At 35.6% G+C, this 13616-nt stretch carries 12 protein-coding genes; 10 read left to right on the top strand and 2 right to left on the bottom strand.

The genetic code is table 11. From position 1 onward, the window contains the following. Positions 1 to 96: 96 nt before the first annotated feature. From aspS to UH1x_RS09870, 6 genes are all read left to right on the top strand, one after another. Positions 97 to 1851 carry an aspartate--tRNA ligase gene (gene aspS, locus UH1x_RS09895; protein WP_482626412.1) on the top strand — a complete coding sequence of 585 codons (1755 nt, stop codon included), beginning with the start codon at positions 97 to 99 and terminating at the stop codon, positions 1849 to 1851. Between the two features lie 129 nt (positions 1852 to 1980). After that, a complete protein-coding gene (locus UH1x_RS09890) occupies positions 1981 to 2529 on the top strand; it encodes a hypothetical protein (RefSeq protein WP_482626411.1) in 549 nt (182 codons plus the stop codon). Beyond that, positions 2501 to 3328, top strand: coding sequence for a tetratricopeptide repeat protein (locus tag UH1x_RS09885; protein ID WP_482626410.1), 828 nt, complete (start codon positions 2501 to 2503; stop codon positions 3326 to 3328). Before UH1x_RS09890 ends, UH1x_RS09885 begins: the two co-directional genes overlap by 29 nt. A gap of 35 nt (positions 3329 to 3363) precedes the next feature. Beyond that, positions 3364 to 5148 carry a chloride channel protein gene (locus tag UH1x_RS09880; protein ID WP_482626409.1) on the top strand — a complete coding sequence of 595 codons (1785 nt, stop codon included), beginning with the start codon at positions 3364 to 3366 and terminating at the stop codon, positions 5146 to 5148. Between the two features lie 38 nt (positions 5149 to 5186). Next, a complete protein-coding gene (locus UH1x_RS09875) occupies positions 5187 to 5453 on the top strand; it encodes a hypothetical protein (protein WP_482626408.1) in 267 nt (88 codons plus the stop codon). A gap of 70 nt (positions 5454 to 5523) precedes the next feature. Then, a complete protein-coding gene (locus UH1x_RS09870) occupies positions 5524 to 5715 on the top strand; it encodes a cold-shock protein (RefSeq protein ID WP_027065298.1) in 192 nt (63 codons plus the stop codon). Between the two features lie 61 nt (positions 5716 to 5776). Here UH1x_RS09870 and UH1x_RS09865 read toward each other — a convergent pair whose 3' ends face one another. Further along, complete coding sequence (locus UH1x_RS09865) at positions 5777 to 6220, bottom strand: nucleoside deaminase (protein ID WP_482626407.1); 444 nt, start codon at positions 6218 to 6220, stop codon at positions 5777 to 5779. A 63-nt stretch (positions 6221 to 6283) separates the two neighbouring features. Between UH1x_RS09865 and UH1x_RS09860 the strand changes: the two genes are divergently transcribed. After that, the gene (locus UH1x_RS09860) at positions 6284 to 8050 is read left to right on the top strand and encodes a 1-deoxy-D-xylulose-5-phosphate synthase (RefSeq protein ID WP_482626406.1); all 1767 of its coding nucleotides are present in this window, start codon (positions 6284 to 6286) and stop codon (positions 8048 to 8050) included. 6 nt (positions 8051 to 8056) lie between these two features. After that, positions 8057 to 9175 (top strand): DUF3078 domain-containing protein, encoded by a 1119-nt coding sequence (locus tag UH1x_RS09855; protein WP_482626405.1) that lies wholly within the window; start codon positions 8057 to 8059, stop codon positions 9173 to 9175. On the opposite strand, the gene UH1x_RS09850 is transcribed toward UH1x_RS09855, so the two are convergent. Beyond that, positions 9172 to 10515, bottom strand: a complete 1344-nt coding sequence (locus UH1x_RS09850; RefSeq protein ID WP_482626404.1) for a deoxyguanosinetriphosphate triphosphohydrolase — start codon at positions 10513 to 10515, stop codon at positions 9172 to 9174. The two genes, UH1x_RS09855 and UH1x_RS09850, sit on opposite strands and share 4 nt — an antisense overlap. Before the next feature lie 173 nt (positions 10516 to 10688). Between UH1x_RS09850 and UH1x_RS09845 the strand changes: the two genes are divergently transcribed. Continuing rightward, positions 10689 to 11087 (top strand): carboxypeptidase-like regulatory domain-containing protein, encoded by a 399-nt coding sequence (locus UH1x_RS09845; protein ID WP_482626403.1) that lies wholly within the window; start codon positions 10689 to 10691, stop codon positions 11085 to 11087. A gap of 233 nt (positions 11088 to 11320) precedes the next feature. After that, a complete protein-coding gene (locus UH1x_RS09840) occupies positions 11321 to 13588 on the top strand; it encodes an inorganic phosphate transporter (RefSeq protein ID WP_482626402.1) in 2268 nt (755 codons plus the stop codon). Positions 13589 to 13616 lie beyond the last annotated feature (28 nt).

The following is a 13616-nucleotide window of genomic DNA, read 5'->3' as shown; positions in this document are numbered from 1 at the left end:
TATAACATAAACCGGTCATCCTATAAAACGTGCCTTTCATATAGACCTATAATGAAATAGACTTCTTAAATTTGCCCTTTCATTAAAGCACATGTTATGTATAGAAGCCATTCCTGCGGGGAATTACGAGAATCACATATTGACGAAACAGTTACCCTATCTGGGTGGGTTTCCAAAACAAGAGACAAAGGTTTTGTTGTTTGGGTAGATATACGTGATCGTTATGGTATTACACAACTAGTTCTTGATGAAGACCGTACCAATGCAGAACTTTTAGAGCAAGCTAGAAATCTAGGAAGAGAGTTTGTTATTCAAATTAAAGGTGAGGTTATTGAAAGAGCTTCCAAAAACGCAAACATCCCAACGGGTAATATTGAAGTTTTGGTATCTGAATTAACCATTTTAAACGAATCTAAGACTCCGCCGTTCACTATTGAAAACGAAACTGATGGTGGTGAAGACCTACGTATGAAATACAGGTATTTAGACATCCGTAGAAATCCTGTAAAAAACAACCTTATTTTTAGAAGTAAGGTAACCATGGAAGTTCGTAAATTTTTATCTGGCGAAGGCTTTATAGAAGTAGAGACTCCGTATTTAATAAAATCTACACCAGAAGGTGCTAGAGATTTCGTGGTACCTAGCCGTATGAACGAAGGGCAGTTTTATGCCCTACCACAATCGCCACAAACATTTAAGCAGTTGCTAATGGTTGGTGGTATGGATAAATACTTTCAGATTGTAAAGTGTTTTAGAGATGAGGATTTACGTGCCGATAGACAGCCAGAATTTACGCAGATAGATTGTGAAATGGCCTTTGTTGAGCAAGAAGATATACTTAACGTTTTTGAGAACTTGACCAAGTACCTTTTAAAAGAAGTGAATGGTGTTGAAATCGATTCTTTCCCAAGAATGACTTATGATGATGCTATGGCTAAATACGGTAACGATAAGCCAGATATTCGTTTTGGTATGGAGTTCGCTGAATTAAACGCTATTGCACAGCATAAAGAATTTGGAGTTTTCAATTCATCTGAACTAGTAGTTGGTATTGCCGTGCCAGGTGCTGCTTCTTATACAAGAAAAGAGTTAGATGCCTTAGTAAACTGGGTTAAGCGCCCACAAATTGGTGCTAACGGAATGGTTTACGTAAAATGCAATGAAGACGGAAGCTTTAAATCTACCGTTGATAAATTCTACGACCAAGACGATTTGGCAAAATGGGCAGAAGCAACAGGCGCCAAACCAGGTGATCTTATATGTGTACTTTCTGGTGATGCCAATAAAACAAGAACACAGTTAAGTGCCTTACGTATGGAAATGGCTACTAGACTAGGATTAAGAAAACCAAACGAATTTGCGCCATTATGGGTAGTAGATTTCCCATTGTTGGAACTTGATGAAGAAACTGGTCATTACCATGCCATGCACCACCCATTTACATCACCAAAACCAGGTCAGTTAGAATTACTGGATACTGATCCAGGTGCTGTACGTGCAAATGCATACGATTTGGTATTGAACGGAAACGAAATAGGCGGTGGATCTATTCGTATACATGATAAGGATATGCAAGCAACCATGTTCAAGCATTTAGGTTTCACACCTGAAGAAGCAAAAGCACAATTCGGGTTCTTAATGGATGCATTCCAATACGGTGCACCACCACATGGCGGACTAGCATTTGGTTTGGATAGACTTGTATCTATTTTAGGAGGACAAGAAACGATTAGGGATTTCATTGCCTTCCCTAAAAATAATAGCGGTAGAGATGTCATGATCGATGCCCCTGCCCCAATTGATAATGAGCAATTGAAAGAATTGAACTTGAAGTTGGATATTCAAGAATAAACCATCTTGACAAAGTGATAATTAAAAATCCCGCCTAGTGCGGGATTTTTTGTTTGCTCTTCTCTTCAATTAGATACCTTACAAATCAACTACCACAATAAGTAAGATATTTTTTGTTAAATTCACTTTGTGAAAAAATGGGTAAAAGTTGTATTGTATAGTTTATTGGGCATAGTTCTAATCATTGGTGCTGCGGCTGGGTACTTTTACCTTAAGTTTAAAAAGGATTTCGACACTACTGACCAACCATATAAAAACTACATAGGTTACATAGACCCAGAACATGCGCTATTGAATAATACATATAGCTTATGCAATAATGGTAAAATTTACCGCACTTACAATGGCGCTGGCTTAGACGCTTACAAAAATACCAAAAGGCAATTTAGAATAAACCTAGCAAACAACTATTCTGGTGATTCGTTTACCGAATCTGGTTACATAAACTTTCGCTTTTTAGTGAATTGTGATGGAAACCCCGGCTGGTTTGAAATTGTTCAAATGAATTTAGACTTAGAGGAAAAAGAATTGAATTCAGAAATGGTAGATTCTCTTTTCAATTTTACTGCAATGCCAGAAAATTGGAATGCTCTTAAATTTCGCGAAGATCCTGGTAATTATTATATGTATATATCTTATCGAATAGAAAATGGAAAAGTGGTCGAAATTATTCCTTAGTGGTTTATCATTCTTGTTTTTTATTTCCTGTGGAAAGAGTGACAACGCAAAAGATCCAAGAACCCTCGCCGAAGAACGGTTTAAAGACGCCATATTTTATATGCAAGGCTCGGTTGCTTTTCAAAATGGTATAGCTGAAGCAGTAGCTATAGACCCAACATATGAACCTGGAGTTTATGAACTATCAGTAGCCGACCTAAAACGTGGATTACCACATAAATGGCTACCTCAATATAATAAAGCAGTAGCATTAAATCCTGAACAACGAATTCCATGGCGAGGTTATCTCTACTTGTGGTTCTACAGAGACTACGAAAAAGCAATAGCCGATTTTAACGCATCTGATTCATTGACACCATATTTAGATTATCCACAAGGGCATAGTGTAGATTTTTGGCGTGGTATTGCGTATTTAGGCGCAAAAGATTATGATAACTCCATTGCTTATTGGGACAAACACATTACTAAAGAAACAGAAGATTCAGATGAAGATTGGGTAGAACTAGAAGCTTTTCTTTACAGAGGGATAGCCTATTTTGAATCTGGCAATACAAAGAAAGCAAATGAGAATTTTGACAAAGTTATTCAGTACTTTACCAACTCTGCAGATGCCAAATATTATAAGGCGCAGTTATTATTAAATGAGGGTAATAAAAAAATGGCTATTAATATGATTGAAGATGCCATTGTAGATTTCAACAACGGCTATTATAACAATAGAGCTTATGTCGAAACCCTACGCCAAATTTACCTCGAAGATTTAGAAGAGCTTAAATCAAAAATCATAGCAAGTAATTAAATACCTTTGACCCTTACTAATGTTATGGCCAAAACATGCCCATTCAAGCGAACAACCTTTTAAAGCGTATTTATAAGTGGAGATATAAGAACATCTCCCAAAAGACCTTTATATATATTTTAAGTGTTGTTGTGGGGCTTTTAGCTGGCTTGGCATCCGTTACCCTTAAAAACATAACCTACTTCATTGAGGCATCTCTTGAAAAAGGAATTATATTCTCTAGCAATCAACTGTATTTCATACTCCCTATTATCGGTCTTACTTTGGTATATCTTTATGTAAAATACATTCATAAGGAGAAACTTAATCATGCCGTATCCTCTATTCTGTTTTCTTTATCTAAAAACAAAGGACATATAGATGTAAAGCAAGTATACACCCAACTTATTATTGCTCCGTTAACCGTAGGTTTTGGTGGATCTGTAGGGTTGTTAGGACCTGCTGTTGCAACGGGCGCAGCTATAAGTTCAAATCTAGGACGCCTGTTTCATATCAATTCAAAAACTCGTTCCCTGTTAATTGCTTGCGCATCGGCGGGTGCTATATCCTCCATATTTCAATCCCCCATTGCGGCCATAATTTTCGCCGTAGAAGTTTTTAGCATGGATCTTACCATGATATCCATGCTACCCTTATTACTAGCTTCCATAAGCGGTGTGCTTACTTCCTACTTTTTTATGGGAAATGAGGTTTTATTAAACTTTTCCAATACAGAACCTTTTGAAATTAAAGACACCTTATTCTATATTCTTTTAGGAGTTGGTACTGCGGTAGCATCTATCTATTTTACAAAAATGTACTTTAGAATCGTAAACCTCTTTAAACCATTAAAAAGTCCGAAATACCGCCTTTTAGTTGGTGGTTTAGCTATAGGCATTATGCTATATATGATCCCGCCTTTATATGGTGAAGGGTTTTCCTTTATAAACTACTTGCTTATAGGTGATCACATTACTGCTTTAGGCAAAACTCCTTTTGATACCTACACAAACAATATCTGGATTGTAATTGCTCTATTAATAGGTATTACCATTTTTAAGGCTGTTGCCATGACCACTACACTGGCTGCAGGTGGTGCTGGTGGTATTTTTATCCCAACCATGGTAATGGGCAGTGCCTTAGGTAATGTAGTTGCCAAGATTATCAATAATTCTGGACTAGGGTTTTCAGTATCCGAGAGTAATTTTACGTTAATTGGTATGGCCGGTCTAATTGCCGGAGTACAACACGCCCCATTAACCGCTATTTTCTTAATTGCGGAAATCACTGGTGGTTATGCTCTATTTGTTCCTCTGATGATTACGGCATCTATATCATACCTTATCACTAAAAACACGGTAGATTACACTATTTACACGAGAGAGCTAGCTGAAAGTGGCGATTTATTGACCCATGATAAAGACCAAGCTGTTCTTACGCTAATGGACCTAGAATCTGTAATTGAAACTAATTTTAAAATTGTGCATCCAGAGATGACTTTGGGTGAAATGTTACATGATTCCGTTGCAAAATCTACCAGGAACATTTTTCCCGTAGTTGATGAAAATCAACGTTTTTTGGGCATTATTCTTTTAGATGATATTAGAGAATTTATGTTCGACACCAAATTGTACAACACCACAAAGGTGGAAACCTTTACTCATAAAGCCCCAGATCATATTTATTACGGGTTGGACAGTATGCAGATAGTAATGCAGAAATTTCAAGATAGTGGCGCGTGGAATTTACCCGTTGTTAAAAATGGAAAATACATGGGCTTTGTATCAAAATCAAAATTATTGACCGCTTACAGAAGAGAATTGATACGTTTTACCAAATAAAAAGTAAATTTCTCAAATCTTTTAGAAAAAGAAACAACATGAAATACATTATCACCATTATAGTTTTAATCTCCATAGGACTAATCATTTATGGATTTAGCCTAGATACTAACCAAGAAGCATTATCACATAGATTTATTGGTTCAGGCACTTTAGGACTGTTTTTATTGGCAATGCCACTTTTCTTGATAAAAGAAAGCAAGGGTAAAAAATTCAACGATTATATGCTAACAGATGAAAATGTGAGAAAAATGCAAGGAAAAAAGCCTAGAAACACTGATAATCAAGATACTCCAATAAAATAAACCCTCAATTTCCTACCAATCAACAGGAAAAAATATTAAATTAGAATGTTAATATTAAAATTTCAATACAATGATTGGTACCGTCAAATTTTACAATGAATCTAAAGGTTATGGATTTATAACCAATGAAGAAACTGGAAAAGATATTTTTGTTCATGCCACCGCTTTACACGGCACAGAAATTAGAGAAGGTGATAAAGTGAGCTACGAAGAGGAAGAAGGAAGAAAAGGCACAGTTGCCGGACAAGTACAAGTACTATAAATTCCTTTCATGAAAAACTAGATAACCGCGCTATTGCGTGGTTTTTCATTTATACTAAATCCTATTTTCTTTTCTTAGCAAAAAACTGAAGCAATAAACTTGCAGCTTCATCTTCTAAAACACCACCAGATATTTTAGTTTTAGGATGTAATGTAGTTCCCATAACTCCGCACCCACGCTGTTCATCTGTAGCGCCATAAACGATTTTACCGATCTGGCTCCAATACAAAGCACCAGCACACATTTGGCATGGCTCTAAGGTTACATAAAGCGTACAGTCCTTTAAATATTTTCCGCCTAAAAAATTTGCGGCCGACGTAATTGCCTGCATTTCTGCATGCGCCGTAACATCGTTTAATTTTTCAGTAAGATTATGTGCTCTGGCGATGATTCTATCTTGCACTACAATTACTGCACCTACAGGTACTTCGCCAGCTTCAAGGGCGTACTCTGCCTCTTGTAGCGCCTTTTTCATAAAATAAGTATCGTCGTAAGGTAAAACCATAAGTTCAAAAATACGACAGTTTCATTTTTAAAAAAGTATTTTTGTCTTCATTATACCCACAGTTTGAAATCGATACTAGAACATATCAATTCACCCAACGACCTTAAATCTTTAAAAGGAAAAGATTTAGAACAATTGGCTGTTGAGTTACGTGAGTTTATAATTGACATTGTTTCGGTTAAAGAAGGGCATTTAGGTGCTAGTTTAGGTGTTGTAGAATTGACAATAGCGTTACATTATGTTTTCAATACACCCATAGACAAGTTAATATGGGATGTTGGACACCAAGCCTACGGTCATAAAATACTGACCGGTAGAAAAAATATATTTAATACCAATAGACAGTTAGGCGGCATAAGTGGCTTTCCAAAAATGGAAGAAAGCGAATATGATGCTTTTGGTACGGGGCATAGCTCCACTTCTATTTCCGCTCTGTTAGGTATGGCTTTAGCTGCCCAATTACAAGGTAAATTACAGAGACAACATATTGCCGTTATTGGAGATGCTTCTATAGCCAGCGGTATGGCTTTTGAAGGATTAAACCATGCCGGGGTTACCAACGCGAATATTCTAGTGGTTCTCAATGACAATGCCATGGGGATTGACCCAAGTGTTGGTGCATTAAAAAAATACTTGACCAACGTAAAAACAGGTACGGCAAAAGAAGAGAATATTTTTGAGTGCCTTAATTTCAATTACACAGGTCCTATAGACGGTCATGATTTACACGGTCTGGTAAAAGAACTAGAACGTTTAAAGCATATTGAAGGTCCTAAATTGCTACACGTAATCACCACGAAAGGAAAAGGGTTGCAAAAGGCAGAGGAAAATCAGGTTACCTATCATGCGCCCGGTAAGTTTAATAAGCAAACGGGTGAACTACAAAAGAAAACAAACGTTGCCCAACCACCCAAGTTTCAAGATGTATTTGGTAAGACATTAGTTGAACTTGCCCAAAAGAATGAAAAAATAGTAGGTATAACTCCCGCTATGCCCACAGGTAGCTCTCTAAAATTTATGATGGAAGCTATACCCAATAGGGCTTTTGACGTTGGTATCGCAGAACAGCACGCGGTAACGTTGGCTGCAGGTATGGCTACTGACGGTTTGGTCGTATTCTGTAATATTTACTCTACATTTTTACAACGTGCCTATGATCAGGTTATACATGATGTAGCTATACAAAATTTACCAGTAATTTTCTGTTTGGATCGTGCAGGATTGGTGGGTGAAGACGGACCAACACATCACGGTGTTTTTGACATTTCATATTTAAGATGCATACCAAATCTAATTATATTTTCACCACTAAATGAAATTGAGCTACGCAATATAATGTATACCGCACAATTGGGTTTAGACCACCCAATTGCCATCAGGTATCCTCGTGGTAGAGGTAATTTATTAGATTGGCAAGCACCAATGGAAAAACTTATAATTGGAAAAGCAAAAGTTTTAAAAGAAGGAACCAAAATTGCCATTTTAAGTACAGGCCCAATAGGAAATATGGCATCAAATTTGCTGTCAGAATTGGACCAACATACAGCAATTGCTCATTATGATTTTCCATTCATTAAACCGCTGGATACCATTTTATTAAAAGAAATCTTACAGAAATATGAGCATATTATTACGCTTGAAGATGGCTCCGCTGTTGGTGGATTTGGTAGTGCTGTATTAGAATTTGCAAATAATATTGGAATCCACAAAATAATTAAGATATTTGGCATTCCTGATCATTTCATTACCCACGGTGCGACCGAAAATCTGTATAAAATAGCAGGAATAGACCAGATGTCCGTAAAACAATATGTACAACAGTTTCTATAAAATATAATGGCTTCAAAATCGCTTAAAATATTAATTCCGTTATTCCTGTTGGTAGCCACGTTTTCATTTGGTCAAGACACCATACCGGCTCCAATTCTTGTAGATAGTGTTACCGTAGACAGTATAGCTGTAGACACCATTGTTATAAGAAGAACAGTTGATAAAATCTATACTCCTAAAAAAGATGTAAACCTTCAAATACCCAATATAGATTTCAAAAAAACCAAGACCTTACAAAAAGGTTTTAAACGGTTTAGGGTACCTTCTTTTTGGGAAACGGAAAATAGCTTTGGCATTAACATAAGTGAAGTAGCCTTTGTAAACTGGAATGCGGGTGGTGATAATGCAATAAGCGGGTTAGGATTTTTAAAATTTGCCAGAAAATATAAATTCAGCAATTTTCAGTGGGAAAATAATTTAGAATTACGATATGGACTAAATGCACAAGAAGGACAGAAGCTTAGAAAAACCGAAGATGTAATTCGTCTGAGTTCTAACTTGGGTTTTAAGAAAGACAATGATAGCAGATGGTTCTATTCAGTCCAGCTAAACTTCAATACACAATTCTCTAACGGTTACAAATACCCAGATAGAGATACACCTATTTCAAGATTTATGGCACCCGGCTATTTACTGTTTGGTGCGGGTACATCATATATCACAAAAGATGAGAAATTTAATCTTTACCTATCTCCATTAACCCAAAAATCGACATTTGTATTAGATCAGGATTTGGCAGATAGCGGCGCTTTCGGTGTTGAAGAAGCAATTTTAGATGCAGACGGCAATGTTATCACGCCCGGTGAAAATCATTTACTGGAGATTGGTATTCTAATTACCAATAATTTCAATTATACCATTGCAGATAATATTGAAATGAAAAGTAGACTGAACTTATACTCTGATTATATTAAAAGTTTTGGAAACATTGATGTTGATTGGGAACTTACCCTAAACATGAAGGTCAATAAATTTATTAGCACCAGTTTAGGTACACAAATAATTTATGATGACGATATTCTTTTTGACGTTGTCAAAAACGATAACGGCACCATAGTAAACCCTGGTGTACCAAAAATACAGTTCAAACAAGTACTAGGCGTGGGTATTTTATACGCCTTCTAAAGAGTTTTCCCTTTTATTTTATTGTGCATATGTACTGCAGCGCTATCAGATAGACTTGCAACATAACAACAGGTATTCAAAACAATTTGATATAATGATACATTTGTATCTTGATAAAACCCGGGCAGCGTTCTTAAAATAAGTTTATGGTAATTAGAAGCGCTATTATTTTTCTTACCAATCAAAGCATCGATATACACATCTAGAATATCAGAAATAATGGTATAACCAGCTATCTCTTTTTCTACCACTTCTTGAGATTGATATATTTTTTGAACACTCAAACTTATAATATCTTCAATTTGCGCTTTAAATTTACTTTTATCCAATAAAGAGACTTCAAAAGAACCATTTAATATACTTTCCTCGTTCTCGATAAATATAGAAACAGCATCTTGGATCAGTGTGTTTATGGCTAGGGCACGTAAATAGCTAAGCCTATCTTCCATATATTCCAAAGAATTATACTTCTTGGTATTTATAGTATCCTTAACTAGTTTTATTAGGTATTCCAGAGCATAATCTTCAGAAATTAGTCCTAAATTAATACCATCTTCAAAATCGATAATAGTATAACAGATATCATCTGCAGCTTCCACCAAAAAAGTCAAAGGATGTCTACCGTAAGAAATGGTACCATCAGTACTTCTGCTTTGCAGACCTAAATCCTCGGCAACACTTTCAAAAATATGTTTCTCACTTTGAAAAAATCCAAATTTTTTATCGCAAATATGGTTCGTTGGTTTTTTAGGCAATGACTCCTTAGGGTATTTCATAAAAGCACCCAATGTAGCGTAGCTTAAACGTAGACCGCCAGAAACTCCAGCCCTATCTTGGGTCAATAATCGAAATCCGTTGGCATTACCCTCAAAATCGATAATATCTTGGTATTCCACATCAGAAAGTAATGCTTTGAATTTTAATCCGTTCCCGGTTTTAAAATATTCTCCAATAGCTTTTTCACCACTATGACCAAAAGGAGGATTTCCTATATCATGCGCTAAAGCTGCGGCAGCCACAATACCTCCAAAATCATTGAATTGATATCCGTGAACCTCTTTTAAATATGGGTGTTTTTCAATTATTTTTTTCCCTGCCAACCTACCTAAGCTTCTACCAACCACAGAAACTTCAAGGCTATGAGTTAATCTTGTATGTACAAAATCTGTTTTTGAAAGTGGTATTACTTGGGTCTTATCTTGAAGACTCCTAAATGCGGAAGAAAATATAATACGGTCATAATCAACATCGAACCCTAAACGAGTTTCATCTTGCTCATTTCGTAACCTTTTATTCTTATCTCCTTGTCTTCTTAAAGAAAGTAATTGCTCCCAATTCATGCCAATTAATTTAATGCCTGCAAGATACAGTATTTGCTCATTTTGATACCGAAAGTATCGATTACGGTAAATTATTACATACCAGAACCTTAACCTTTAAAACATATATTAATAATCCTTAGGTAACCTTATCTTAACCTTGGGTTACTTTATTTGCACCAGTTATTTTACACATGAAGAAATTATATATTTTATTCGCTTTAATGATTTGCTCTTTGTCTTTTGCACAGGAGACCAGTTCTATTAAAGGTAAAATTTTAGACGGTGAATTCTTTAATGAACCATTACTTATGGCATCAGTAAGTTTGGACAACTCCGCTCTTTCTACACAAACAAACTTTAGAGGTAATTTTGAATTTAACGATATAGCTGCCGGCACACATAAGGTCTTGGTCCAATTCGTAGGCTATGAACCGATAAACCTAGAAATTACGGTCAAAGAAGGAGAACAAACTGAAATTTTAGAGACACTTTATGCAAAACAAATAGCATTACCCTCTACCGCTAAAGTAAGCTCAACTACAGAAGATGCAATCAGCTCTTTAGAATTAGCATCTAGTAAAACAAAATAATCTTACGACACATTCATTTGGGATCATCTAAACTTTTTTGTTTAGAAAATTGATTTTTGATATTAAAACAAAAAGTTATTTTCAAAAAGAAATTAGTACTTTCATCCACTAATCTTGGTTTTTTTCACATGTACCAACCATCATTAGTAAAGTATACAATATTAACTTCATAACCTTATGTTAACCTTAATGATAATTTATAATATCATTTTTGTTCCTTATTTAGATTTTTGATGGGCGAGAACATATATTTATTCATGATTATTGCATTGGCTGTTTTAGCCATAACAGATTTAATTGTTGGTGTTAGTAATGATGCCGTCAATTTTTTAAATTCAGCAATAGGGTCAAAAGCAATTTCCTTTAAAACCATTATGCTTGTTGCCAGTGTAGGTATAGCCTTCGGTGCAGTATCATCTAGCGGAATGATGGAAGTAGCTAGAAAAGGAATCTTTAATCCGTCAGAGTTTGTCTTTGCAGAAATAATGATTGTCTTCATGGCCGTTATGATCACTGATATTCTCTTGTTGGATTTCTTTAATACCTTGGGCATGCCAACATCTACAACGGTATCTATCGTATTTGAATTATTGGGTGCCGCCGTTGCCATATCACTAGTAAAAATTTATTCAGGAGATGGTAATTTTACACATCTTTCAAACTACATTAATACAGATAAAGCGACCGAAATCATATTGGGTATTTTATTATCCGTCGTCGTCGCATTTACAATTGGCGCCATCGTTCAATTTTTTACCAGGGTATTAATATCCTTTAAATTCAACGAGAAACCGAAATGGGTAGGTGCTATTTTTGGCGGCATGGCTATTACGGCAATTATATACTTTATACTTATTAAGGGTCTTAAAGGCACCTCTATTATTAGCCCAGAGGCATCTATGGTTATTTCCGATAATCCTGAATTATTTTTATTAGGGAATTTCATAATATGGTTTGCACTATCTTGGTTGGCAACGACTTTCATGAAATGGAACATTTATACCATCATTATTATTTTAGGCACGTTCGCTTTAGCAATGGCTTTTGCAGGTAATGATTTAGTAAACTTTATTGGAGTGCCTTTAGCTGCTTACGAGTCGTTTTTAAGTTGGTCAGAATCTGGTCAATTAGCATCTGAATACAACATGAAGGGATTAGCAGTTGCAGTACAGACACCAACCTATTTACTATTAGCATCAGGTGTTATCATGGTAGTAACATTATGGTTTTCTTCAAAAGCTAAAAATGTTGTAAAAACTAGTGTAGACCTTTCTAGACAAGATGAAGGTGACGAACGCTTTGAGCCAAATTACCTATCTAGACAAATAGTGAAATTTTCAATCAAAGCATCTGAAAATTTAAACAGTATCATACCGGTATCATTACAAAAGAGAATTGATACTCAGTTCATAAAACCAACTTCATACGCTCAAAAAGCAAAGGCAAAAGACCAACCTGCATTTGACCTGATAAGAGCTTCTGTAAACTTAATGGTAGCAAGTGTACTAATTTCATTAGCGACGTCATTAAAACTACCATTATCCACAACATACGTAACTTTTATGGTGGCTATGGGTACATCTTTGGCAGATAGAGCCTGGGGCTCTGAAAGTGCCGTATATAGAGTTGCTGGTGTATTAAATGTTATAGGCGGATGGTTCTTTACCGCAATTGTAGCATTCGTAGCTGCAGCCATTATTGCTTACATCATTCACCTAGGTGGTATTTATGCAATTAGCGCATTATTGATTTTTGCATTTGTATTAATTGGCAAGAATTACCTTTCACATACCAAGAAATTAAAAGAGACTAAAGAAGAAGAAATTTTAGAACGTGCAGAAAGCAGTTCTATTCAAGGGGTTATAGAAGAAAGTGCTAAGAACATTGCCAATGTTGTAAAAAGAGCGAATAAGATATACTCTAATTCTATTAACGGATTAGCAAAACAAGACCTCAACTCACTTCATAAAAACAAGAAGCAAGGCGCTAAATTGGCAAACGAAATTGAGGACTTAAGAAATCATACCTTCTATTTTATCAAAAATTTAGAAGAAGCTCATATTGGCGCAAGTAATTTCTATATTAATGCCATGGGGCATTTAACCGATATTTCTCAATCATTGGAATATATAGGTAAGGTTAGCCACAAGCATGTCAATAACAACCACAAGAAATTAAAATACAATCAAATTAAAGAGCTTAAGCAAATTGATATAAAACTAGCTGAGATCTTAGACAATACTTACCATGCATTTGAAGAAAGATCATTTGAAAAAATTGGTACTATTTTGAACAATAAGCAAGAGCTATATGATTTGGTCTCTCAAAAAATAAGCCTTCAAGTAGAGCGCACAAGGTCAGAAGAATCTAGTCCTAAAAACACAACATTGTATTTCACCATCTTGCTTGAGACAAAAGATTTAATGACCGCAACAATGGACCTACTAGAATTGTATTATAAGGAGCATGACGCGGATATTGCCCCGGCTACGTTGGATTAAATCAATTTTTCTATTGAACTAAAAAACA

The sequence above is a fragment of the Maribacter sp. UH1 genome, from assembly GCF_056839145.1.
Note: the sequence above shows the minus strand (reverse complement) of the source record. Positions and strands in the feature narration are given on the sequence as shown.